The following is a 22,843-nucleotide window of genomic DNA, read 5'->3' as shown; positions in this document are numbered from 1 at the left end:
CTGAACCTCTGTCTCATCTCTCCCACACCGGACACCTCTTCCTCTTTGTAATTTAATTATCTGCATTCTCTTATGAGGTGTCCACTTTTTATTCTAGATCTATTTAGCTTATAAAGCGCTAAGTCTTTCTTGTGTTTATAAAAAAGTCGTCCTCGCTAATGCTGCGAGAACGACTTTTCATTTTATCAACAGCCTGATGGCCAAACCTTCTTCGAGCGAAGGGGAACGGAACGAATCGTCGATGGAGTGTTTGAAAAATGCAGTGTTTTAACGATGCGCGGTACGTCCTGATTGACCATTCGTTTCAACAATCGTATCGCATTTCCATACTTTTTGTAATTATAATCGCCGGTTTTAGGATCGACAAATGCTTCAGGAAGCTCTTCGGGGGTTATGTATGCGAATACATGCCCATCTGACTCGGCAAGGAAGCTTAAGGGGGAGTCCTCATAGCCTTGCTTGACCCATTCCTTTCGCGTCATCTTGTATACGAGCAAGGCAAAAATATCATCGTAAGTTTTTCCCTTATATTTGAATCGAAAATGCAGCTCGTATTCGGTGTCCTTGTCGTACTTTTGCTTCTTAATAACGGTGTAGGGTTTCCACCAACGCGGAAAGGTTAATGTAAACCCATACTTCTCGTCTCGGTACAATAAAGGGTGAGTTTTCCTTGCCATGAAATCATTCCTTTCGGGATGAGTGATTGTATACTCTATTCACGAAAGGCTCCGAATATGGCTTGAACCAGATGTTTTTGAACTGCACCCAGTCGAGTGAGTCCATAGAAATGCCTTTGACTGAGGCATGGTAGGTCGTTTTTAGCCTTTTAAAATATAAATATCGCAGCACATGCTCATCGCCGAGCCGCCTTTCTATGCTTTGCAGCAAGCCGGCCCGGCCGTCGCGGTGCGGCTCCCGCAGCGCAGCTGCAATGAACTGTTCAACAGCTGATTTGCAGCTTGGCTCCAGATGATGCTGCATGCTTTTGAACAGATCGATGAGCCGCAGCTCGATGTCATTGTCGAGCATGAAGGAGAATAACAATAAATCGGCTTCCAGCCGCCGATCCCCCTTAAATTCCTCCATGGGAAGGAGGATAACCTCAACGGCTACACCCGCCTCGCGCAGCATGGTCTGCACCAGCAGAGCATCCCGCTCATAATGCGGAATCGTGCACAGGACCAACCGCTCACCGGCATAGCCGGATTGCTTGATCCGTTCGCGCAAGCGCGCGGGCTCCAGCACCGGAGGCTGAACAGCCGTGTGCCGGATGAAGCTGTCCGCTGCATAAACGGCATCGCCGTCAAGCAGCTCCAGCATTTTCCGCTGCTCGATAGCCCCGCAGATGGCCTCACGAACAGCCGGATCCTTCAGCGGCCCTTGCTTCCGCAAATTGACCGTTACAAATTTGCAGGTTGAGCCCTGCTGCTGTACTTGCTGCCAAGCGCTTTCAGCTTCGCCCGGCATCCGGTAATTGTGGATGATTTGGAAGCTTTCCAGCGTGCGAAACCGATCTTGCTCCTGCATATCGGGCACATGCCATAATTCCACGCGATCGAGGTGAGCTCTTCCCTGGAAGTAAGCCGGGAAAGCATCAAGCACACACATGGATGCATCATGATAGGTCAGCTTGAATGGACCGGTTCCGACAGGAGCTTGGGCGAATGCCTCCTCACCTCCTTGCGTGTAGGCGTCTATAGGGATGATGGAAGCGCGGTTCGTGCTCATAAACTGTGTAAACAGTTCGTTCGGTTCCGATAAATGCACGGTTAAGGTCAGCGGATCGCTGATGTCAATCTGCTCTATCTGCTTGTATACCCAACGGTACAAGGATCGTGCGGAAGATTGCTTAAGTCTCTCCAGCGTGAAGCGGATATCTTCAGCCGACAATTCTTTGCCGTGATGGAATAAGACACCTTTCCGCAAATAAAAAGTCCATGATTTTCTCGTGGCATCAGCTTCCCACGCATGAGCAAGATGGGGTTCTACCGTCTGCGTGAGCCGATTATACCGGACCAGACTGTCAAACAATTGGTTAACAAGATGGCTTTCCGCTGAAAAATTCGTAAACGCGGGGTCAAGCGTCAGAATAGGCTGGGTCAGCGGGAAGCGCAGCGTGTCGAAACGCTTGCTGTCACGCAGCTCGCTGCTGTATCCAAAATAGCCGTTCAGCCAGCTGTGGAAATTTTCCTTCAAAGTTTCAGGTATAGATGAAACATTCATTTGCTCCAAAGCCCCGCGAAGATCCTTCCGCTCTACCAGTTCCTTCGCCAGCAGCAGGATCACGTCCTCTGCAGGAGTAAGAAACACAACGGTTGATTTATTGCCCCGTCCTCGTTTGGGCAGCCACTGCAGCCAGCCCTGCTTGTCCATCTTATTTAAGATCATAGCTACATTACGATGGGTACAATCCAGGATTGCAGCCATATCATCCAGCATCAATTCATATTCCTGGCGCTCTCCGACATGCGGCAGCTTTTCCCTCAACCTTATATAGTGACTCGCTAATTTCATAGGCTCACCTCACTTTCATAAGCATAACCGTTTTCTGGAATGAAAAACAGGAAATTTCCATTTACAAACTTGCGCCTTTTATTCCTGTTTTATCGTCTACAATAAGATTCGAACCTAACCTACGAGATGCTTGCGTGCTGCGACACGACAGGAAGGAGCGAATATGAAGGGATATCCGATTAAACCGGAAGCTTGCCCGCTACAGCTGCATTGGGCTGATCAATTTGTGAATGAATCCGAGAGGTCTATCGATGAGGAAGATGCGGCGACTGTAGCGCAAATGGTCATTTTTTATGCTAGTTTGCAGCTTGAGATGATGTTTCCCCCTGCTAATTTCTCAATGGCTCAATTAGAGATAACGACTGCCAAGGATTGGCTGCTAGCCTCGGAGGAGGAGATCGTCCTTGCTTCCATAGAACGAGACCCGCAAGCCAACCGACGTTTATTACAGTTGTCGCTGTATGTGATAAGGCTTGCTGAGCCTTCCGCGCTTTCATTGGAGGAAAGTATGGAGCTTCGTATGTACGCAGGGCCTTATATACGGTGTGCTCGTGAGCGGCTTCATCTTCTGGCCGAACAGTGGTTTCACTAAATCGATCTTACATTGGAGGTAAGCATCTATTATGATTATCCATGATTCTGCGATCAAGCAGGATAAGCTGTTGCTGCTGGGAGCGTTACTATGCGGCTGTCTGCATCACATGATGTTCTATGAAAAAGCCTGGGGAATATCTTATCCCCTGTTTATGTTTGTGTTTTATATTTACTTTTATTGGGCGGTGAAGGAACGCTGCGAGCTTCGTTTCGATGCCTCCTTGTTGATGGTTGTGCCGATTGTTCTACTGTCATTAACCTACACGGCTTTTACTAACAGCCTGTTTGCTTTTTTGAATGCATTGGTAATTCCCGGTCTGATCGTGATTCACACCACATGGGTTATGCGTAAGGGGGCTGTTCACTGGTATGAGAGGGGGATTATCCAGGCGGTATTGGAGCAGCTGTTCCTACATACGCTCAGCTACGTGCCGATGCCAGTGAAAGTAGCCATTAGGTCACTGGCGGGCAAAATTAACGCAAGCCGTTCTCAACAAATATGGAAAATTTCGGCGGGGATAGCTATTTCATTACCGCTTCTGCTGCTGGTTGTCTCGCTGCTAGCATCGGCGGATACGATGTTCGACCGTATGCTGAGCAAGCTGCCGGAGCTGCTGAAGCAGTTTGAAATCATGACATTCATGTTCAGAACAGGCTGGATCGTCATAGTGAGCATAGCCTTATTCGCCTATATTTATGGGCTGCTCCATCCTAAAGAAATCAAGCAACCAATGAGAGTGGAAGGTGAATGGGGAAGGGATTCCATCAAATCTGCAAATCCCGACGAGTATCCGCTGGTGGCGAATAAACCAATGCGTTTCGATGCTACCATTACAGCCACGATATTATTAATAATGAATGCAGTTTACGTACTATTCGCCGTCGTGCAGTTTTCGTATTTTTTCGCCGGAGGCTCCGCCTTGTTGCCTGATGGGGTGACCTATGCCGAATATGCCCGCCGCGGATTCGCAGAGCTTGTAGTAGTCACTGTAATTAACTTTACGCTGCTGATGGTAACTCTGCATGGGGTAGACCGCTCGGTTCCCTCGATGGATCGCTTTTTGCGGGTGCTGTTAGCGATGCTTATTGGCTGTACGGCCGTTATGCTGTGCTCTGCCTATTTCCGTTTGTCGATGTATGAGGAAGCCTACGGCTTCACAATATCAAGAGTGCTAGTCCACGCCGTTATGATATTTCTGCTGCTATTATTTGCTATTGCGCTGATCAAAGTAAAAAAGGACCATTTCCAATTAATGAAGCCTTACCTAATCGCAGGAATGGCATCTTATGTACTGTTGAATTATATCCAAGTGGATGGAATCATTGCTTCCAGTAATATAAAGCGCTATGAAACGACGGGTAAAATAGATACGGGATACTTGGGATCATTGAGCTTCGAGGTAGTGCCTTATTTGATAAGTTTGCAAAGCAAGCATCCCGAAGTAGAGGGGACGAAGGATGCTCTGCAAACCATCAAGGACCGATTGCCGCTTAAGCTGGAAACTTCCTGGCTTTCGTTCAACGTATCCGAGTGGAGAGCGGCTAAAGCACTGCAGAAGCAGACCGATTGAGCTGGAGGTAAGAGAAGGGATTGAGGTCGATCATCCGAGGCATGGAGCGGATTTAATCAGTATCTTATGCTTGTTACGCCGGACTTCCTGACTCCAGCAGACTTGAAGGAGTCAGGTACGACACGACATTTACTTATACAGTAGCACCTGAGAAGTAACGACGTATCGCGTCGGGAATATCTTTGAGTGTCGTCAAGGTAAGGTAAGCGCCCTGGGGCTCCGCATCTACTTCCACGTTATTGAAAGACCATTCCTGAATAGCTGGCATGAAGATGGAATGAATGCCTGTTTTTAAAGCGGGCGTTACATCGGTACGCAATGAGTTGCCTATCATCCAGGTTGATTTCCGGTCTAATCCTTGTTCCACGATAAGCGCTTCAAGAAAATCAACGGTTTTATGTCGGGCCACGTGAATACGGCCGGCGAAAAATGGCAATAGACCTGCCTCGGTAACCTTGCGCATTTGGATGATGGGGTCTCCTCCTGTATACAAATGCAACACATGTCCATCGGCCTGCAGCTCGTTTAAAGTTTCCAGCATAAAAGGGTAAGGCTCGATGCTATGTCCGTAAACACCTCTCCCAAGCTCCATCAGCCGTTCGATTTCGTCCGTATCTTTGATTCTTCCGGTTAAATCGGAGAAATAATCATAGGTTTCAACGAATGATTCAGGAAAATGATCCGGAGCAAAGCCGCTTTGCAGCACACGGTCCAGGTCAATCTGCGACTGTTTCTTCTTAATCTCTTCAACCGGTATATGGTAAGTGTGAAACCACATTTCCATCTGATCCGCAAATTGATCAACGACAATATCGAAGTATTTGTTGCAATGGATTAATGTATCATCCAGATCGAATAAAATCGTTTGTTTTATCATAGGAGCACTCCAACTTTTTTTCAATAATTATACCATGGTACAAGGGGAAATCCTATCACCCGACATCACGGCCATTTGGCTGGTCCCCTGAAATAGAGCGCCCTTCTCGATAATAAGCGAGCCCGCGTGCACCGTGCCAATCAGTCTTCCTGTAGCTGTAATTCTTACAATGCCGTCGGCTTTGACAACACCTTCCATTCGTCCGGCAATGATCACGTCCCGGGCTGTCACTGTGGAGCGGACAAAGCCTTTCTCCCCGATAACGACCTCTCCGGTGGTATGTAGATCACCTGTTACCTCCCCTTCAATTCGCATGTCGGCCTCAGAGGTGCAGTTGCCTTCAAACAATGTTTTTTCACCGAACAGCGTGTCGGTTGCCGCATAGCGGCGCTGAATCTTGGGCTTGCCGGTTAATCTCATCATATACATGGTTGAACTCCTTTGGATGTGGTTTAAGCTTCACCGGTTATGATTTAGGGTTGACTCTACCGATTGGGTAAGTAAGGCTTGGGATCGGTGCTTTTCCCGTTATGCACAATTTCATAATGCAGATGAGGCCCGGTGCTTCGGCCTGATGTTCCAAGCTTGCCTATTTGCTGGCCCCGTTCGATCCGATCCCCGCGTTTAACGAGTATGCCATTGAGATGCATGTACCAGGTATGCACTCCATTGCCGTGATCAATCACGATATTGTGGCCGTGAAATTTATCGTAGCCAGCCGTTATAGCAGTTCCTTTGGCGGAGGCATATACAGGATCATTCATTTTACCGGCGATGTCGATGCCTCGGTGGAAGCTTAGCTTATCGGTGAATGGATCCTTGCGATAACCGAAGGCCGATGTGATGGTCTTCGTATGCGTCGGCCAAAGGCTTGGAATTCGCAGCAGCTGATCCTGCTTGGCCAGCATCGATTGCTTGGATTGAGTCCAGTGCTCCTGAAGCTCGGCGATTTCCTGCTTCAAAGCTATGTAGCTGGCATGGGTCGTGTGAAACAGCGTATTCATTTGCTGCGTTGTAACAAGATGAGCCGGCCCGCCCATACCGCCAGCCGCCTGTATCTTTACTTCTGAGGCAGTCTCTGAGCCAGAGCCTGACTGAGTTTCCTTCATCGAGGTCAGCTTCTTCAGCTCGTGCTCCAGCTGTTTCATTTGCTCCATCTGGCTCCGCACCTCAGCAGCCTGCTGTGACAGTTGAAACACTTCGTTTTGCAGATGATCGATTGTCTTGTTTTTATTCGTTAAATCCTGCTCCAACCGGTTGGTCTGATCATTCACTCTCGCTTCGGTTAGCTGCGCGGCTGCTGAGGAATGGAAATAGACACCGTATAAATACGAGGCTGTTCCCAGCAGCGCAATGATACCTAAGAGGGCCAAGTATAGCTCCCCCCGGGACATCTTCACACGCATGACGCTTCCATTCGCCTCAGGAATAATGACGAATGTCAGCTTGTTTTGTAACCACTTCAATCTCATGATAACTCCTTTCGGTATGTTGCGAATGGCCCTGGCATATAGTGAAGATAATGAAAGCTACGCCGTGAGGAGGGGTTCGCTTGTCTTTTAAAACGAGCCGTATCAATTTGATGGAGCGCCTTGCCCTTCATTTGAAATCTGAAGTGGCTCTGCAGGCAGTGGGCTTTGCAAGTGAGCCGGGTGTGCTGCAAAAGGTCGGTAAACGGTTTATACGAGTCAGTGGACAATTTTTTGTACCTCACACCTTGCAGGAAATTGTTCTGCTTGGCGTCCCTCGCAGGACTAGAGGCACAAAGGTTAGCTTGCGTACGACGTATATGGGCAGCTTTTCGGCAGTGCTGGTTAAGGCGGGAGTCGATTTTGCCGAAGTCATCGTTACCCGTCAAGACGAAGAGGAAGAGCTTGTAATATTAATTCCTTATAACCATTTGATCAGCATTGAGCAGATCTAAGCCGGTTAATTAGTTGGCCTTGCTCCCGCATCCAAAACCTTGTCTGCTGCAAGGCTATGTCAGCCTTTTCTATGCTGCTTGGCTGTAAATAGCTCCATATATGAGCTCAATACAACCACAATTGTGCAAAAGCCGTAGGTAAAGCCACAAATGACACCGATGCTGGAGTGGTGCTTGCTCATCCACAATCCTACACATACACTTACTAAACTTATGAGTAAAAGAAGGTTGCTGGAAAGCTGCCAAGTTCGAAGTGTGAAGGGATGAAATACGGCTGGAGCTGGATTGGGCTGACCATTTGATGTTCGTTTTCTTTTTGATCTGGACTGCGACTTTTCTGGAGTTTCCGTACGATCCGGCGTACCGCTTTTTCCGTCTGTTTCTGAGAGCTGGCTTTGGTCCTTCTGTTGGGGACTGTCCTGCATCGGAGAATTTAATTGTGATTTAACCGGATGCCGGAAGGCAAATAACCACAGCAGCAGAAATAACACAGGCTGGTAGCTAAGTACAATAATTGGCGAGCTGTAGTTCCCAAAGCTGAACACCTCGGAGGTGCCTTTAAAGGAAAGAAGTGTTGTCAGCAGAAGTAAGAGCACAACCGGTGTGTTAATAGAGCTGTAGTCCCGCTGTTTGACCAAGCTGGCTATGCCTGTAATAAATGCGAGGTAGATCAGAATAACCTCACAAGCCGTCACCGGAAACCATATGCTTAAGATGATCAAATCCATGCGATCCAAAAAGTCGGTTATATGGATTTGCTGCACTAGATTATAGTTCGGGTAGAGAAAGTTGCCTGCCATGTTCGGTCCAAGTACAAGCACCTCCAGCACTAAAAATGTTATCAGCAGCAAAGAAGCTAGAAACACACCATGGCGCATAGCGGAGTGAACCTGCTTGGATTCCCACAGCGTGTGAAGAAAGGCTCCCATGATGAAAATATCTCCGTACCAGCCCAGACTTAGTGTATTTGAGGCTAAGAAATTTTTGATAGTTCCAGCCATAGTCGGCAGCAATAAAAAGCCATCTATTTCATTGGTTAGCATCAAGGACGATAAAATCAGAAGGAAAAAGAGAGGAAACATCAGATCGTTCACTCTCGCCAGTACTTCCACGCTAGTTTTTCCATAATACAGGAGCAGTAAGGTAAACAGCATGATAATGATTTCTTCAGGTGTCTCTGGCAGCAGCGTGATTCCTACAAACATGCCCACTGAGCTAAGATCGCGTACAAGAATAAGCCACAGATGCAGCAGCAAGACGAGATTGACTATAGTTCCAATCATCCCCCCAAACACAATTTTCGTGATTTCAAACAGGTTTTTCCCCGGAAATCGTCGGACCATCTGACTAAATATATAGCAGAGCGCGATGACATAGAAGGTAGGAAGAGTATAAGACATCCATGCATCCATGCTGTTAACTCTTAGCAGCACCTGCTGGATACTTACCAGTCCACCTCCGGTCAATAAGGAAGCTGTCAGCCAAGAAAATTGCCGATAATTGATAATTTGCTTCTGATCCATTTTTGTCACCGCCTCTTCTGTCAGATTTAATGGTGAACGATAGAGAAAACCCAGGGTGAAACTTGTTTGATGAAGAAATGGGTTGGCATTGGAATTTTTATCCCGAAAAGCATGGAAATAAACGTAATGCAGGTCAGAGTATACAGGGTTATGTACATCCCCTTGATTGATTTATGCTGCTTGCGCAGTCTTTTTAAATCAAATAGCAGGTTCACCAATAAGACAAACCCAAAAGCGACCAGAAATATCTTGTTCATTCATCTATTCTCTCCTTGGTTACATTTTCGTAGATCAACCCTGTGTTAGTGATATCGCTCTCTACCTGAATGCTGAAATGTGCGTGCTTCATCGCATCCGGCCATTGTTCCTTGAAGGTTTTTTTCCATTGGTCCGGGTAAGCGCGCCATATATAGGTCCCCAGGAGGGCGGGGTCCGTATTGGTTTTTATTGATTTATCAATTAAAGCTTGCATGCTCTTTTTGATATAGGCGGATAGAGTATTTTCAACCTCAATCATTTTATTCATCTGACTTAGGTCATAAAAGGAACGGTCCTCCGACAGCCTTGCTTTGGCCATGGTTTTAATCAGGTATTCTATGTTCCCGTTATTTATATTGACGGTGATTTTCGTTTTGGTATTATAAACGTTTAAAGTCATCAGATGCTCCTCGGCGACCATCAAGGTGACGCTTTCGATGGTGTTACTATTATGAAGCCAGGAGAATCCTTGTGCAGTTTCATTCTCAAATGTTCCTATCATTTTATCTCCACGAAACTGAACGTAGCCTTTGAGTTCAATCTCCTTTGAAGTCTTTTCGCCTTTTTGCGATTCCTTGACTGCTACATAAACGGCAACCGGATCTCCACCCTGAGAGCTTAAGCCTAATGCAATGTCCTTCATATTCATGTCCCCAAAAGCACGGTACTTGGCAAGCTCACGGATCGCTTCTGAAGGAAATCTTTCGAAGCGGGGGGTAGCTTGCAGCATCTCATAAGCCGTCCCTTTGGTAACCAGCATATATGTCGACATTCTGTTTTCGGGACTTCGTGGAGTAGCGTCGAATAAATCTCGAATTCCCCGCTTAGCCATTTCCTCCCCAATTAGAATGGTTCTTCGATGTGCCAGATACATACGCCGCGACATTCTCTTTTGCAGCTTCATCTGGGCCTCTCGATAGGTGCGTCCTACCTCAGAATCGATATAGTAGCTTTTATCTCCGCTAGTGCCGCCTCCGCCTCCGCCAGGCCCCCCCATCTGGCCTGGAAGCGGGAGCAATACGGAATAGCGGACTTGGCCGTCCTTCTCAATATCAAGCGCTGTTGATAGCACAAAGCCGATGTCATTGATTTCTGTGCGGTCCCAACAGCCGGTTAGCGGAAGAAGGAGTGTCAGCAGCAAGAGACTCAGAACACAACGCTTCATCAATGGACATCTTCCTCTCCACCATTAGTATGCTTGATATTCAGTCCGGTTTGTCCCCCCAGCTCGGAGATCTCATTTGATAAATCATCGCCTTGGCGTATAGAATCTTTCAATGGCATGTAGGTTGGACGTTTCTCCATTTTCCACCAGGGCGCACGGATCAGAACATCCTTCATATCGCTTGAGGACAGAGGTCCGATTGGTGACAAGTAGGGAACGCCGAAGGAGCGTAAGTTCGCCATATGTCCGAGGATGAACATTACCATGATAAAAATACCGAATATACCGAAAAATGCAGCAGCGAAAATAATGGGAAAGCGGAGCATTCGAATCGCTATCGCTCCATTAAACTTTGGAATGGTGAAGGATGCGATACCCGTAATGGAAACGACGATAACCATGGGTGCCGAGACAATTCCAGCCTGAACGGCCGCTTGCCCTACTACCAGAGCACCAAGGATACTCACGGCAGAGCCGATGGTTTTGGGCAATCGGATCCCGGCTTCTCGCAGCGCCTCAAAGGTAATTTCCATGATCAATGCTTCTACAACAGCAGGAAAAGGAATCGCTTCGCGCGCAGCCGCAATAGAAAGCAGCAAGGTGGTCGGCAGCAGGTCTTGATGGAACGTAGTAATTGCGACATAAAGGCCGGGAGTTAGCAGGGATAATATAACAAAGACATACCGCAGCCAACGGATTAAAGTTGAGATTTGAAACCGCTCGTAATAGTCCTCACTCGCTTGCATAATTTCCACAAAGACGAACGGAATTATCAGAACGAATGGAGTCCCGTCTACGATAATTCCGACCCTGCCTTGCAGCAGAGCTGCAGCAACCATATCGGGCCTTTCCGTATATTGAACCTGCGGAAAGGGAGAAAATGCGGAATCCTGAATGAATTCTTCCAAATATCCCGATTCCAGAACGGCATCAATATCGATCTTATCCAGCCTTTTCAATAGCTCTTCTACAATATTCGGATCTGCTATGTCCTGCAGGTAAGTTACGACAACGCATGTATTGCTTTCCCGCCCGATGGTCAAGTTCTTCATCTTGAGATGAGGTGTCTTCAGTTTCCGGCGGATCATGGATGTATTGGTCCGTATATTTTCAACGAACCCCTCACGCGGTCCACGAATGACGGATTCGGTTTCAGGCTCATTGATGGAACGCAGCGATGCCCCGCGAATACCTAGCAGCAAGGCTTGATTGTTGCCCTCAACAATTAGCCCTGCATCTCCACCTAATATAGAAAGAAGCAGTTCGGAATAATTGTCCGTTTGCTGAATTTGGGATACGGGCAATGTCGTTTCCATAATGCGGTCGATCAGCTGCTCTCGTCCCTCAAGTATCATGAGAGATTTCATCGCTTCGTTGGCCAGCTCACAGTTCACCAGACCATCGACGAAAAATAGGATCGCTTTAACGCTTTCCTCTATTTTAAATTCCCTGATGACGAAGTCCGAGCAATCCTCGAATAGTCCAGTCAAATAGGTTTTATTTTCCTCAAGAGTCATAAAAATCGGTACCGATTTCAGCTCAGTGATGAACTGGTAGTCGAAATTTTGCAAGGATGAATCTTTGGAGTCTGGATTTTTTTTATCCCGGCTTTTCGTTTTGAACATGGCGACCTCCTTGTATTTTCCTAAAGAACCAAGGTGTGGAGGAGAGTATCACATACTATGTTTCCTAAAAAAACAGAAATTATTAAATTATTTCCTGCCGGCTGTCAAACTGAGAGCTCCAAAGCGCTGGCCCGCACTGGTATAACAGATCAGTTAAAGGTCAAAGATAATAGAATACCGGATCGAACGGGTTGACTTACCGAGAAGAGGAGGGTGGCTGCCTTGGTCTGGTTAATGGTTGCATTGGTGTTATTTATATTTCAGATCATCACCATTCTGCTGCATGAATTTCGTCATCCTTCAAAAACCGTAGCTTGGCTGGTCATTCTGTTTGTATTCCCGATAATTGGATTTATCATGTACTATTTCTTGGCCAAGGAATATACACAGCATAAAAAGGTTAGGCGAAAGAAGCTTCGCTATATCCCTAATCCGCAATATGAAGGACGCAGATATGCGGCTTCGCAGATACATGGAGCAGAAATTCAGCATGACAACATTTGCAGTGAATCGAGACTTTACGCCTTATTAAATAACATTCCGAGCTCATCCTTCACGCAACAGAATGAAGTTAGAGTGCTGACTAACGCTGATATGGCGTTTACGGCAATGCTTGAAGCGATGGAGAAGGCAAAATTGTACATACATTTTGAGTTTTATACATTTCGCAATGATACAATCGGACTCAAATTTGAAGAGCTGCTTGTTCGAAAAGCCGCCGAAGGTGTAAAGATTCGGTGTATTTTTGACGGTGTTGGCAGCTATAAGCTGTCCAAGCGCTACTTAAGCAAACTTCGTGATGCAGGTGTGGAAACCTATATTTTCCTGCCGCCGCTTATTGCATTTTTCGATAAAAGGATGAATTACCGGAATCACCGAAAAATAGTTGTTGTAGATGGAAGCGTAGGATATTTGGGCGGAATCAATATTGGGGAAGAGTATTTGGGGGGCAATCCGAAGCTGGGCTTCTGGAGAGATACGCATTTGGAGCTTAACGGTGATGCCGTATACTCACTTCAGTACACCTTTCTTACCGATTGGTTTTTTGTAAGCGGGCAGCGGCTAACCGATCCTATCCTGTTTCCAGAGCATTACAACACCGGGAGCAAACGTGTCCAAATTATAAGCAGCGGTCCGGATTCCAATCTGGATGCTATTCTGGAAATGTATTTCGGAGCTATTACTACAGCCAAAAAACGAATTTATATTACGACTCCTTACTTTGTGCCTGATCCGAGCATTAATATGGGGTTAAAAACAGCGGCTGTCAGCGGAGTTGACGTCAGAGTTATTTATCCCGAGCGTCCGGATTCCAAGCTGGTTCATTATGCTTCATTATCTTATTTTGAAGAGCTGATGCAGGCAGGCGTACGTTTTTACTCCTATAAAAAGGGCTTCATCCACGCTAAGGTACTCATCATAGATGACATTCTGGCGTCGGTAGGTACGGCAAATATGGATATGCGCAGTTTTTTTAGCAATTTTGAGCTTAATGCCGTGCTATTTGATAAGGAAACGATCGGGCGGCTGGAAGCGGATTTTCTGCAGGATCTAAAGGAGAGCGAGGAATTGAAGCTGGAGGTATTCGTTAAACGCTCAAGGGCTCAGAAGGGTAAAGAAGCTGCGGCACGACTTCTGTCGCCGTTATTCTAGGAGTCTTCGAACGAAAGCAGAACCGTGAATATTAATCATTTCTATGGTTATTACAGGAAAGGGATGGCACTCCACCGCTCTTGAAATTTAAGTTGTCTTTAACTTACCTTGCGGTAACAACTTCATTTCAAAGGCGGCCGTAAACTTTCCGTACCATTCCCTTATCCCTCCATAACCAATCAATTAATATTCACGAAATATCGTGGGCGGGCGAGACTCCTAGAAGACTTTTATATTAAATAAAAGACAATACATGCTTCAGGCTTTGGGGAGGAAGCTGTTGAATCAAATCCCCCGTTTGTGCTAAACGATCACCAATGGTAAGAAGATTGAACTCACGCGGGTCGCAGCGGCGGGCTACTTCATCCCAGCGGAGCGGGGTGGAAACGGTCGCGTCTTTGCGTGCCCGCGGCGTGTACGGAGCGGATAGCGTCTTTCCATACCAATGCTGCAAATAATCGATATAGATAAGCTTGCCGCGATCCTTCTTTAGACGCTCAATGGTAAACAGCTTGGGGTACTTCTGAACGGAGTATTGAGCTACAAAATGGCCGATCTTACGCAGCTGCTCAAAGGTATAGCCATGTTCACGTACAATGGGCACATAAATTTGCACACCTGTGGCTCCGGAGGTTTTGGGGACGGATTGGATGTTCATCCGATCAAGCGCCTCACCGATTATTTCGGCTGCCTCCATGATGCGAGGCTCTGGGTCCAAGCTTGGATCGATGTCGATGAGCCATTCTTCAGGCAGCTGTTCACCGATCAGGTGAAAGGACGGATGAAACTCGAGGCTTGCCAAATTACCCAGCCACAGCAGGGTGGGGGCAGAGTCCAGATGTACATAATTAATGCCTTCCAGCACTTCTGTTTTAACAAAATCAGGTATAGGCTCGGGAGCGTTTTTCTGATAAAACGACTTATCGGCATAGCCATTAGGAAAACGAATGGTCGTTAAATAGCGGTTGCGGCAATATGTCAACAAGTAAGGGGCCAGCATGAGCAGCTTTTCTAAATAAATGATTTTGCTGATCCCCATCTCCGGCCACAGCAGTTTGTTCGGATTTGTAATCGTAATCTCCTGTCCCTCGATAACTACGGTTCCTTTATTCTTCACTGCAACAGCCATCTGGTGAACCTCCTTAGGGTATCCGTAAGAAAATCTGCTTAGCAAGTTTGCATGCATAACTTTTTAGATAATTAGACGTTTAGACGGTTAAAGATTCAGGGTATAAACTAACCCTATTTGATATCATGGAACTTTACGATTTTGGGATGACGCAGTTGTCCATCTGAGGTGACTTCAAGTCCAGTTACCGTGCAAAGAAACGGGCTGCGGAGCCACAAAATTTGCTCCTTTTTTAACTCAGCGGGGAGTGTGCCGAACTGCGGCGTATCCAGCTTGCGCTTAGAGCCCTCCTGCAGCAATTGGGCTTTGCGCTTTTCGTCCAAACCCGATGAAACTCGGCCGAATAGTACGCCGTCTTTGGCCATAATGAGACTTGCAACATGTCCTCCACGAATAATCAGGCCAGGTATGGCAACTTCGAACAGCAGCGATGTCTTCTTTTTATACCAGTCTTTATGCCGCTTTCCTTCACGGTAAGGGCTGGCAAGTCTCTTGGCTACAACGCCTTCCCAGCCGCCTTGCTCAACCCAACTCCACAGCGCCGATAGATCGCTGAACAGATCCGTTACAAACAGCTGGGGCTGCTTGTCCGGTACAAGCTGCAGCAGTCTGCGATGGCGCTCCGCATAAGGGAGGGAACGCAAGTCTTCTCCGTTCCAATACAGCAGATCAAAAAGCACAAAGATAAAATGATTGCCGTCATGAACTCCTGCCTTGAATGAGCGTGAACGTTCCCTTTTAAGAATCAGCTGAAAATTGGGCCGCTGCTTGCTTTGGTCGAAAATGACCGCTTCACCGTCAATCAGGCAGGTGTGTTTTTGCTGTATGGGCTCAAGCAGTTCCATGGCTTCTGGATAGAGGAGCGATTTATTGAGCATCTGCCTTGAAAACAGCTCGGTCCGACCCTCTTCCATTCGTGCAAGCAGCCGTACACCATCCCACTTAATTTGATAGCCCCACTTTTCTCCTACGGGCAGCGTATCGACGGCAATAGGGGCCATAGGGTCCTTGGGCAGCAAAATTGTCATGATACAGTGTCCTTCACTTTATCCTCCTTGGCTGATTTTCTTGCTTTTGGTTTAGGTCCTGATGTTTCCGGCAATGGCTTCATAGCATCCAGACTGGCCTGAAGCGCAGACATAAGATCCACGACATTCGTTCTATGAGGCTCAGGCGCGACGCTGATCTGGTGTCCGCTTACCTTTTGCTCGATCGCATTAAGTACGGCTTCTCGGTAGTCATCTTTATATTTTTCCGGTTCAAAAGGAGTCGTTAACTGGTCTATCAGCATTTTTGCCATTTGCAGCTCTTTATCGTTCACATTGCTTTGCTGCGGCAGATTGGGAACCTGCTCAACCGAACGGATTTCATCGGGGTAAAAAATAGTCTCCATAGCGATGCAATTATCGATGACCCGAATAGCGGCCAAGCTGCTTTTGGTACGGATCGACACTTTGGCAATGCCAATTTTCCCGGACTGCTTCATAGCTTCCAGCAGCAGATTGTAAGCATTTGCTCCTGTTTCGTTAGGCGCGAGAAAGTAAGTTTTTTGAAAATAAATGGGGTCGATATCCGTCAATTGGACAAAATCAAGAATTTTGATTTCTTTGGTAACCTCGCCATTCAGATTATCCAATTCGTCCTTTTCGAATAAAACAAAGGCGCCAGGCTCATATTCATACCCCCGGGCAATTTCTTCCCATTCCACCTCGCGCTCACAGGTAAGGCATTTGCGCACAAAATTTAGCGGTGTCGTACATTCCTTATGGATATATCGCATGGATATATCCTTATCTTCCGTGGCTGAAAACATTTTGACAGGAACATGAACCAAGCCGAAGCTGATTGCACCTTTCCACACTGTATGCATAGCAGCATCTCCTTTTAAAGTTATTATCACTAGTATCCCCACATCATGAATGATTCACACCAAGAGAGGAATGATAAAACCAACAGAAACGACTATGCGTTCAATTCTGTTTAGGCTAAAAGTAAGACTCTAAGGAGGAGCAGATCGATGGGGCAAAAAAATCAAGGTAATCAAGCGGAGCAAGAGAGTCAGGGAGAGTTGAACGAAGCAGCGACAGATGCGCTCCATCAAGGCCGGGAGGATTACTTCATGGACATTGACAGAATGGTTAATGAAGGACTCGGTGGGGGGTATGTCTCTGTCAATAACGGGCTTATTGAGGAGTCTACGACGGATACGATGGACCATCCCGAATCGGTTATTCAAGGCGAGGAATAGTCAGGTGAAGCTATATCGCGCTCAAGAAATATTACAGTCGGAGGCCAAAATTGAGGTTGAGCTAAACGGAGTATCCGTATGGATTGATAGTGTGGACCCTGCGCAGGAAACGGCAAAAGTCCATGAAGAGCAGCGGCCGGCCGAGGCAAGAGTTGTGTCGGTAGAGGAGCTTCAGGAGGTTCAATAAAGCTGGGTTCATTCAGCAAAGCCTGTTAGCGTAGATGCAGGTAATCAAAAGCACTGCTATTGCCCTTTCCTTGAGTTAGTTGCTGAGGATAGGGCTTTTTTGTTAGTTGAATGCACAAACGCAAATTGTAAACCAAAGACAGCGCAATGTATTTTTCTTTATAGCCAGCAAGGTTATGTTGTATTGCTACATGAGAATGGGAGGGCTATAATAGGGACAATACATGACGGAGGCGGTTGTAAGGTGAGCTCTATTGATGAATTTGCTCTCATTCAGTGGTTGACAGACGGCAAGCAGTCGCGTTCTTTTCAGCAAGCCGGAGGGGTTGAGACTGGCATTGGGGATGATGCTGCTGTAGCCAATATATCACCAGGCTATCAGCTGGTAATGACTTGCGATACGATGACAGAAACGATACATTTTAAAAATACAACTATGCGGGATCAGGATATCGGCTATAAGGCGATGGCATCGGCGATTAGCGATATTGCTGCGATGGGAGCGTTGCCCAAGTATGCGCTGGTCGCTGTAAGCTGTCCTCAGGGTACGGAGCTTGCCCGATTGGAAGAGCTGTACCTTGGGTTATACGATTGTGCGAACCAATGGAATGTAGTGATTGCGGGGGGAGACACAACGTCTTCGATGGGCGGAATTACGATTACTGTAACCGTTATAGGTGAAGTGGAGAAGGACAAAGCTCTGCTTCGCTCTACAGCTGAACCAGGTGATGTGTTATTTGTTACCGGAATGCTTGGCTGCTCGGCAGCGGGCTTGGATTATTTGCTTAAGCGCGATTTGCCGGCGGACCAATGGCCAGATCAAGCGCAGAGCCAACCGGAGCTAGATCGTTTGGTTCAAGCACACTGCCGGCCGAATCCGCGGATTGAAGCGGGGCGACTGCTTCAGGAATCCGGAGTATGCCATGCGTTGAATGACGTAAGTGATGGACTGGCCAGCGAGGCTTGGGAAATCTCCGAGGCGTCCGGAGTAGGCATTGATCTTATTGAAGACAAGATTCCTATAGCCGACGAGCTAATGGTTTATTCGATGGATGCGGAGGAGGATCCGCTTGATTACATATTATTCGGCGGTGAGGACTATCAGCTCCTTGGCACTATGCCAGCCGAGCATGCCATCTCGATGCAGATGAAATTCAGGGAAGCGGGTCTTGCCCTCTATATAATAGGCTACGTCAACGAAGAAGCCGATGGAGTGAGGCTGGTCCAAAGCAGCGGATATGTCGTTCCCATTGATAAAAAAGGCTATAACCATTTTCGAAAGGGCTGATTGCAGATGACAGCTCCGGCTTATTACTATTCATATAAATCTGGCAATACTGAACAGACGGGTGCTCTTGCGGCTGCACTTGCCGTGAGGTTTGTTCCGGGAACCGTCATAACACTGGATGGGGATCTAGGGGCGGGTAAGACGACATTTTCACAAGCAGTAGCCAAAGCAATCGGCGTTAAAGGTATTGTGAACAGCCCGACCTTCACGTTGATTAAAGAATATGAAGGGGAGTCACTCCCTTTTTATCATATGGACGTATATCGCTTGTCTATTGATGAGGCAGACGAGCTTGGTTTGGACGATTATTTTTACGGCGACGGGGTTACTTTGATTGAGTGGTCTTCCTTGATTGAGGAGCTTTTACCTGAAGAAAGGCTTTCCATAACTATTGAGCATTGCGGTGAAGGAGGGCAGGGGCGTATGTTCCGGTTAATCCCTCACGGAAATACTTACATACAATGGTGCGAGCAGCTAAAGGAGAACGGAATTTTATAATGACAAGTACATCTAAATCTATTAACGGCACATTGCTTGCAATTGATACCTCAACAAGCTCCATGTCGGTAGCTTTAACCCGTGGAGGAGAGCTGCTCGGCGAATTGAATTCCAAGGCAGAAAGAAATCATTCCATTCATTTGATACCATTGATCCAGCAACTGCTGTCTTCAGAAGGTATCCACCCGCGGGAATTGGATGCTATAGCGGTGGGGGTAGGACCCGGATCTTATACAGGTGTGCGTATTGGCGTCACAGTAGCCAAGACTTTCGCTTGGACGCATGGGATGGCTTTATTGGGTGTATCCAGTCTGGAGGCACTTGCTCTCGGAGGTGGTGCCGCTTATTTGTCTGGATTGGAAGCAGGACTTAAACCGGGACAGAAGATAAGCGCAGCGGATGAGAGTTTGGAGACAGTGGAAGCGGAAGTAACGTTTGGGACTAACGGAACCGCAGGTTCTGCCGAGGCAGCTCTTGGCAAGCAATCCGAGACGATCTGGATAGTCCCGATGCTTGAGGCTCGCAGAGGACAAGCTTATACAGGATTGTATCAAGCTTCACCTCAAGGCTGGAGCTGTCTGATTGCAGATGGAATTCGTCTGATGTCGGCCTGGACAGAAGAACTGCTAGAGCGAACTGTGAATGCAGGCGCAGGGTTCACCATGCCGGATCGCATATTGTTCATTGGAGAAACGGGACTGCATGAAGAAGTACTGCAGCAGTTCTTTGCTAGATGGGCAGGAGCATCGGGCATAGTGAACCATGAGATACATGCTTGTCACATTGCCGAAATCGGGAGAAGGCAGTGGAAGGAAGGACGCATTGAGCAAGCGCATGGATTGATACCGAATTATACACAGCTTACTGAGGCTGAGGCCAATTTATTGGCTAAGAAACTGTAAGGGAGGCCGTAACGATGGAGGCGCAGGAACGTATAGAAGCCATTGGCCCCTTGGAATTCCGTGCAATGAGGCTGGATGATATTCCAGCTATTTGTGAAATTGAACGAGAGGCGTTCACCACACCATGGACCGCAGGGGCTTTTCATAACGAATTGACCAACAATCAATTTGCCCGGTATATGGTAATGGAATATGAAGGTCAAGTTATAGGCTATGGGGGAATGTGGCTGGTCATAGATGAGGCGCATGTTACCAATGTGGCTGTTCGTGAAGGCTACCGCGGCAAAAAGCTGGGTGAGATGCTAATGCGGGAACTGCAAAAAACAGCGAGCTTCCTAGGTGCTGAACGTATGACCCTTGAAGTGAGGCCTTCTAATATTATTGCACAGCGTCTATATGAAAAGCTCGGCTTTCATTCAGTCGGAGTCCGCCGCGGCTATTATACCGATAATCGGGAGGATGCTCTGGTGATGTGGGCCGATTTACCGAAATATGATCATACTTTGAATGAAAATACAGGGGAATTGCTATGAAAAAAAGTGCGGATCTAGACAATCAAGCAAGCTTATCCTCCGAATACAAGGAGTCAGTGGGCCAGAGCAGCAGTACGTCTCAGTCGGAGAAGCCCTCTATGATTCTAGCTATCGAAACTAGCTGTGATGAAACTTCGGTTGCTATTGTGGAGAATGGGACTATTATTCGTTCTAATATAGTATTGAGCCAAATCGAAACTCATCAACGCTTCGGGGGAGTCGTTCCCGAGGTTGCTTCACGTAAACATGTAGAGAGCATAACGTGGATTATCGAGGAAGCGTTTGAGAAGGCGGGAGTAAGTCCGCAGGAGCTGTCAGCAGTTGCTGTGACAGAAGGTCCCGGCTTAATCGGTGCGCTGCTGGTTGGAGTGGTGGCAGCCAAAACTTTGGCGTATTCACTCGATCTTCCATTAATTGGCGTACATCATATTGCCGGGCATATATACGCTAATCAGCTCGTTCATCAGCTGGAATATCCCTTTGTGGCTCTAGTAGTATCGGGTGGGCATACGGAGCTCGTGTATGTAGAGACGGAGGGCCGTTTTCAAATTATCGGCCAGACTAGAGATGATGCTGCTGGAGAAGCATACGATAAGGTAGCGCGGGCTTTGAAGCTGCCGTATCCCGGGGGCCCTCATATCGATCGGCTCGCACACGAAGCGGAAGAAGGATTTCCTCTGCCACGTGCCTGGCTGGAGCAGGGCTCGTATGATTTCAGCTTTAGCGGGCTGAAATCAGCGGTGCTGTCCGCGTTGAACTCGGCTGCCATGAAGGGGCAGCCTCTAGAGCCGCGTGCCGTGGCCAAAGGCTTCCAGGACTCCGTCATCGAAGTCCTGGTGGAGAAGGCTCTTCGCGCCGTGCAAGCATACGGCGCGAAGCAGCTGCTGTTGGCGGGCGGCGTGGCCGCCAACAAAGGGCTGCGGGAGCAGCTGGCTGTGCGCTGCGCCGAAGCGGGAGTGCCGCTGATCGCTCCGCCGCTCAGCTTGTGCACCGACAATGCGGCGATGATTGCCGCCGCAGCGTTCCTGAAGCTGAAGCGAGGGCAGTTCTCCTCGCTTGAACTGAAGGCAGAGCCCATGATCAAGCTTGAGTCATGGTCAGTTTAACCATAGGGAGCTGTCCCAAAAGTCATTTTGAGACAACCCCTCCACCATTTTATCCTGAATAGATGGTTGCAAAAGAGCCCTCAATTCCACTTTAATAATTGAAGGCTTTTTTGCATATCTTGTGTATTCTTAGTGATGAATAAGATGAGTTCGCTTTCCAGCGCGTACTCATCGCGGGTATCGGGTTCGTGGCTTGTGGTTCGGTTACGGCATTGCATGGCAGTCTGGCGTACTCCGTGCAATATCAGGAAAATGTCAAGTTAGTTACTCCGAAAATAGCGTTCCAAGTCTTATAGCTGGAATTCCTCATGCTAATTCTACGTATTTTGGCTGATATCCACCATTTCACCTCTATTAGAGTTAGTTTTTCCAGTTAGATTGATTTCAGGCGATATCTTGGATTAGCGTTACAATTTCCATCTATTTTCTTTCCTTCCGCAGCGGCCCCGACAAATCAGGGTCTCCTCTAGATTGAAAGCAGCCTTTGAACATCGCTTCTCGCCCCATCACTTAAGTAACATCCAAAAAGCAGCCAACTCATTTTTCGATTTTCGAACCCCCACTCTGATGGGAATTTCCCTACAAAAAGACGCTACCATTTCCGCTTACATGGTGGTTTTGGAGGCGTCTTTGTACACAGTTTGGGACTGATTCATTCACTGATACCCTTTTGGGACAGCCTCTTTATTATAATATCAGACTTAATAAGTTTTCAGCGAAACTGAAGAAGTCTGTTATTGCAAGAAAAGCTACCGCTTAGACACGAATGTATCTTCATCGAAAGGACTTCGAATAGAAGCTTTTCTTATTTTTATCGGCCTATTGAACAGCATGGAGATTCTAGCATTTTACTCTATCGATTAAGAAATGTTGCTAGGGCTTGCCCCGGCGCTTGCATTATTTCAAATTAGGAGACTTGACTGAGGGGTGTAGTTGGTTGAAATTTCTATTATTTAATGCTTGCATTCTCTTTTTGAATTTGTTATATTACATCTTGTCGCTTCTGAGGCAGTCGAATTTTGAAGAAGAAAATAAAGAGACTTCAAAAAAAGTACTTGCAATGGTGTAGACGAATATGATATATTGATCAGGTCGCTTTTGAGAGGTTGTCGAAAGAGAACGAAACAAAGCGAATATGGTCGAAGATTGCCCTTTGAAAACTGAACAACGAGTGAGTGTTAAAATAGAGAATGCAAATTCTCGCTAGCATTACTTTTGAGCTTAAGACAAGCTTGCGTTAAACGGTCTT

Annotated in this window: 23 protein-coding genes; 11 read left to right on the top strand and 12 right to left on the bottom strand. The window is 47.1% G+C overall.

Annotation, left to right across the window (positions count from 1 at the left end; genetic code table 11):
* Positions 1–185 precede the first annotated feature (185 nt).
* Positions 186–677 carry a hypothetical protein gene (locus ACFQ0C_RS21995; RefSeq protein ID WP_379369603.1) on the bottom strand — a complete coding sequence of 164 codons (492 nt, stop codon included), beginning with the start codon at positions 675–677 and terminating at the stop codon, positions 186–188.
* Positions 678–681: 4 nt separating this feature from the next.
* Positions 682–2,514: an ABC transporter substrate-binding protein gene (locus ACFQ0C_RS21990; RefSeq protein ID WP_379369601.1), complete on the bottom strand. Its 1,833-nt coding sequence runs from the start codon at positions 2,512–2,514 to the stop codon at positions 682–684.
* A gap of 163 nt (positions 2,515–2,677) precedes the next feature.
* On the opposite strand from ACFQ0C_RS21990, the gene ACFQ0C_RS21985 reads away from it, so the two are divergent.
* Positions 2,678–3,106, top strand: coding sequence for a hypothetical protein (locus tag ACFQ0C_RS21985; protein WP_379369599.1), 429 nt, complete (start codon positions 2,678–2,680; stop codon positions 3,104–3,106).
* Positions 3,107–3,137: 31 nt separating this feature from the next.
* A complete protein-coding gene (locus tag ACFQ0C_RS21980) occupies positions 3,138–4,679 on the top strand; it encodes a DUF4153 domain-containing protein (RefSeq protein WP_379369597.1) in 1,542 nt (513 codons plus the stop codon).
* Positions 4,680–4,812: 133 nt separating this feature from the next.
* On the opposite strand, the gene ACFQ0C_RS21975 is transcribed toward ACFQ0C_RS21980, so the two are convergent.
* The 3 genes from ACFQ0C_RS21975 to ACFQ0C_RS21965 are packed head-to-tail and all read right to left on the bottom strand — an operon-like array spanning position 4,813 to position 7,028.
* Positions 4,813–5,556 (bottom strand): HAD family hydrolase, encoded by a 744-nt coding sequence (locus ACFQ0C_RS21975; protein ID WP_379369595.1) that lies wholly within the window; start codon positions 5,554–5,556, stop codon positions 4,813–4,815.
* 27 nt (positions 5,557–5,583) lie between these two features.
* Positions 5,584–5,985 (bottom strand): bactofilin family protein, encoded by a 402-nt coding sequence (locus ACFQ0C_RS21970; RefSeq protein WP_379369593.1) that lies wholly within the window; start codon positions 5,983–5,985, stop codon positions 5,584–5,586.
* Positions 5,986–6,041: 56 nt separating this feature from the next.
* Positions 6,042–7,028: a peptidoglycan DD-metalloendopeptidase family protein gene (locus ACFQ0C_RS21965; protein ID WP_379369591.1), complete on the bottom strand. Its 987-nt coding sequence runs from the start codon at positions 7,026–7,028 to the stop codon at positions 6,042–6,044.
* Between the two features lie 80 nt (positions 7,029–7,108).
* On the opposite strand from ACFQ0C_RS21965, the gene ACFQ0C_RS21960 reads away from it, so the two are divergent.
* Positions 7,109–7,480 (top strand): hypothetical protein, encoded by a 372-nt coding sequence (locus tag ACFQ0C_RS21960; protein WP_379369589.1) that lies wholly within the window; start codon positions 7,109–7,111, stop codon positions 7,478–7,480.
* 59 nt (positions 7,481–7,539) lie between these two features.
* On the opposite strand, the gene ACFQ0C_RS21955 is transcribed toward ACFQ0C_RS21960, so the two are convergent.
* Genes ACFQ0C_RS21955 through ACFQ0C_RS21940 form a run of 4 tightly spaced genes read right to left on the bottom strand, consistent with a single transcriptional unit; the run spans position 7,540 to position 12,051 of the window.
* The gene (locus tag ACFQ0C_RS21955; protein WP_379369587.1) at positions 7,540–9,003 is read right to left on the bottom strand and encodes a GerAB/ArcD/ProY family transporter; all 1,464 of its coding nucleotides are present in this window, start codon (positions 9,001–9,003) and stop codon (positions 7,540–7,542) included.
* Positions 9,004–9,029: 26 nt separating this feature from the next.
* Positions 9,030–9,260 (bottom strand): hypothetical protein, encoded by a 231-nt coding sequence (locus tag ACFQ0C_RS21950; protein ID WP_379369585.1) that lies wholly within the window; start codon positions 9,258–9,260, stop codon positions 9,030–9,032.
* Entirely contained in the window at positions 9,257–10,426 is a 1,170-nt protein-coding gene (locus ACFQ0C_RS21945; RefSeq protein ID WP_379369583.1) for a Ger(x)C family spore germination protein, read from the bottom strand. Before ACFQ0C_RS21945 ends, ACFQ0C_RS21950 begins: the two co-directional genes overlap by 4 nt.
* Positions 10,426–12,051: a spore germination protein gene (locus ACFQ0C_RS21940; RefSeq protein WP_379369581.1), complete on the bottom strand. Its 1,626-nt coding sequence runs from the start codon at positions 12,049–12,051 to the stop codon at positions 10,426–10,428. Before ACFQ0C_RS21940 ends, ACFQ0C_RS21945 begins: the two co-directional genes overlap by 1 nt.
* 222 nt (positions 12,052–12,273) lie before the next feature.
* Here ACFQ0C_RS21940 and cls point away from each other — a divergent pair, with 222 nt between their 5' ends.
* Complete coding sequence (gene cls, locus ACFQ0C_RS21935) at positions 12,274–13,704, top strand: cardiolipin synthase (RefSeq protein ID WP_379369579.1); 1,431 nt, start codon at positions 12,274–12,276, stop codon at positions 13,702–13,704.
* A gap of 235 nt (positions 13,705–13,939) precedes the next feature.
* Here the strand turns inward: cls and ACFQ0C_RS21930 are convergent, their stop codons facing one another.
* The 3 genes from ACFQ0C_RS21930 to ku form a co-directional block, all read right to left on the bottom strand.
* Positions 13,940–14,833: a DNA polymerase domain-containing protein gene (locus tag ACFQ0C_RS21930; RefSeq protein WP_379369577.1), complete on the bottom strand. Its 894-nt coding sequence runs from the start codon at positions 14,831–14,833 to the stop codon at positions 13,940–13,942.
* A 113-nt stretch (positions 14,834–14,946) separates the two neighbouring features.
* On the bottom strand, positions 14,947–15,861 hold the full coding sequence (locus tag ACFQ0C_RS21925; RefSeq protein WP_379369575.1) for an ATP-dependent DNA ligase: 915 nt from the start codon (positions 15,859–15,861) through the stop codon (positions 14,947–14,949).
* Positions 15,858–16,703 (bottom strand): non-homologous end joining protein Ku, encoded by an 846-nt coding sequence (gene ku / locus ACFQ0C_RS21920; protein WP_258218185.1) that lies wholly within the window; start codon positions 16,701–16,703, stop codon positions 15,858–15,860. Before ku ends, ACFQ0C_RS21925 begins: the two co-directional genes overlap by 4 nt.
* 147 nt (positions 16,704–16,850) lie before the next feature.
* Between ku and ACFQ0C_RS21915 the strand changes: the two genes are divergently transcribed.
* From ACFQ0C_RS21915 to tsaD, 7 genes are all read left to right on the top strand, one after another.
* Positions 16,851–17,081 carry a hypothetical protein gene (locus tag ACFQ0C_RS21915; RefSeq protein WP_258218211.1) on the top strand — a complete coding sequence of 77 codons (231 nt, stop codon included), beginning with the start codon at positions 16,851–16,853 and terminating at the stop codon, positions 17,079–17,081.
* 4 nt (positions 17,082–17,085) lie between these two features.
* Positions 17,086–17,268, top strand: a complete 183-nt coding sequence (locus ACFQ0C_RS21910) for an H-type small acid-soluble spore protein (RefSeq protein WP_258218184.1) — start codon at positions 17,086–17,088, stop codon at positions 17,266–17,268.
* Between the two features lie 243 nt (positions 17,269–17,511).
* A complete protein-coding gene (gene thiL / locus ACFQ0C_RS21905) occupies positions 17,512–18,555 on the top strand; it encodes a thiamine-phosphate kinase (protein WP_379369572.1) in 1,044 nt (347 codons plus the stop codon).
* 6 nt (positions 18,556–18,561) lie between these two features.
* The gene (gene tsaE, locus ACFQ0C_RS21900) at positions 18,562–19,053 is read left to right on the top strand and encodes a tRNA (adenosine(37)-N6)-threonylcarbamoyltransferase complex ATPase subunit type 1 TsaE (protein WP_379369570.1); all 492 of its coding nucleotides are present in this window, start codon (positions 18,562–18,564) and stop codon (positions 19,051–19,053) included.
* Positions 19,053–19,955, top strand: a complete 903-nt coding sequence (tsaB, locus tag ACFQ0C_RS21895; RefSeq protein ID WP_379369568.1) for a tRNA (adenosine(37)-N6)-threonylcarbamoyltransferase complex dimerization subunit type 1 TsaB — start codon at positions 19,053–19,055, stop codon at positions 19,953–19,955. Before tsaE ends, tsaB begins: the two co-directional genes overlap by 1 nt.
* A gap of 14 nt (positions 19,956–19,969) precedes the next feature.
* Complete coding sequence (gene rimI, locus ACFQ0C_RS21890; protein ID WP_379369566.1) at positions 19,970–20,488, top strand: ribosomal protein S18-alanine N-acetyltransferase; 519 nt, start codon at positions 19,970–19,972, stop codon at positions 20,486–20,488.
* A gap of 98 nt (positions 20,489–20,586) precedes the next feature.
* Positions 20,587–21,594, top strand: coding sequence for a tRNA (adenosine(37)-N6)-threonylcarbamoyltransferase complex transferase subunit TsaD (gene tsaD / locus ACFQ0C_RS21885; RefSeq protein WP_379369605.1), 1,008 nt, complete (start codon positions 20,587–20,589; stop codon positions 21,592–21,594).
* Positions 21,595–22,843: the final 1,249 nt, after the last annotated feature.

Source organism: Paenibacillus sp. GCM10027630, assembly GCF_042676305.1.
GTDB lineage: Bacteria > Bacillota > Bacilli > Paenibacillales > NBRC-103111 > Paenibacillus_S.
This window is presented reverse-complemented; position numbering and strand designations above follow the sequence as displayed.

Bases quoted from the DNA above. Each gene is read 5' to 3' on its own strand.
- ACFQ0C_RS21925 (WP_379369575.1), bottom strand. From the start codon at position 15,861: ATGACAATTTTGCTGCCCAAGGACCCTATGGCCCCTATTGCCGTCGAT.
- ACFQ0C_RS21915 (WP_258218211.1), top strand. From the start codon at position 16,851: ATGGGGCAAAAAAATCAAGGTAATCAAGCGGAGCAAGAGAGTCAGGGA.
- ACFQ0C_RS21945 (WP_379369583.1), bottom strand. From the start codon at position 10,426: ATGAAGCGTTGTGTTCTGAGTCTCTTGCTGCTGACACTCCTTCTTCCG.
- ACFQ0C_RS21980 (WP_379369597.1), top strand. From the start codon at position 3,138: ATGATTATCCATGATTCTGCGATCAAGCAGGATAAGCTGTTGCTGCTG.
- ACFQ0C_RS21955 (WP_379369587.1), bottom strand. From the start codon at position 9,003: ATGGATCAGAAGCAAATTATCAATTATCGGCAATTTTCTTGGCTGACA.
- rimI (WP_379369566.1), top strand. From the start codon at position 19,970: ATGGAGGCGCAGGAACGTATAGAAGCCATTGGCCCCTTGGAATTCCGT.
- ACFQ0C_RS21995 (WP_379369603.1), bottom strand. From the start codon at position 677: ATGGCAAGGAAAACTCACCCTTTATTGTACCGAGACGAGAAGTATGGG.
- ACFQ0C_RS21940 (WP_379369581.1), bottom strand. From the start codon at position 12,051: ATGTTCAAAACGAAAAGCCGGGATAAAAAAAATCCAGACTCCAAAGAT.
- ACFQ0C_RS21970 (WP_379369593.1), bottom strand. From the start codon at position 5,985: ATGTATATGATGAGATTAACCGGCAAGCCCAAGATTCAGCGCCGCTAT.
- ku (WP_258218185.1), bottom strand. From the start codon at position 16,703: ATGCATACAGTGTGGAAAGGTGCAATCAGCTTCGGCTTGGTTCATGTT.
- tsaD (WP_379369605.1), top strand. From the start codon at position 20,587: ATGATTCTAGCTATCGAAACTAGCTGTGATGAAACTTCGGTTGCTATT.
- ACFQ0C_RS21930 (WP_379369577.1), bottom strand. From the start codon at position 14,833: ATGGCTGTTGCAGTGAAGAATAAAGGAACCGTAGTTATCGAGGGACAG.
- tsaE (WP_379369570.1), top strand. From the start codon at position 18,562: ATGACAGCTCCGGCTTATTACTATTCATATAAATCTGGCAATACTGAA.
- ACFQ0C_RS21965 (WP_379369591.1), bottom strand. From the start codon at position 7,028: ATGAGATTGAAGTGGTTACAAAACAAGCTGACATTCGTCATTATTCCT.
- ACFQ0C_RS21975 (WP_379369595.1), bottom strand. From the start codon at position 5,556: ATGATAAAACAAACGATTTTATTCGATCTGGATGATACATTAATCCAT.
- tsaB (WP_379369568.1), top strand. From the start codon at position 19,053: ATGACAAGTACATCTAAATCTATTAACGGCACATTGCTTGCAATTGAT.
- ACFQ0C_RS21985 (WP_379369599.1), top strand. From the start codon at position 2,678: ATGAAGGGATATCCGATTAAACCGGAAGCTTGCCCGCTACAGCTGCAT.
- ACFQ0C_RS21950 (WP_379369585.1), bottom strand. From the start codon at position 9,260: ATGAACAAGATATTTCTGGTCGCTTTTGGGTTTGTCTTATTGGTGAAC.
- ACFQ0C_RS21990 (WP_379369601.1), bottom strand. From the start codon at position 2,514: ATGAAATTAGCGAGTCACTATATAAGGTTGAGGGAAAAGCTGCCGCAT.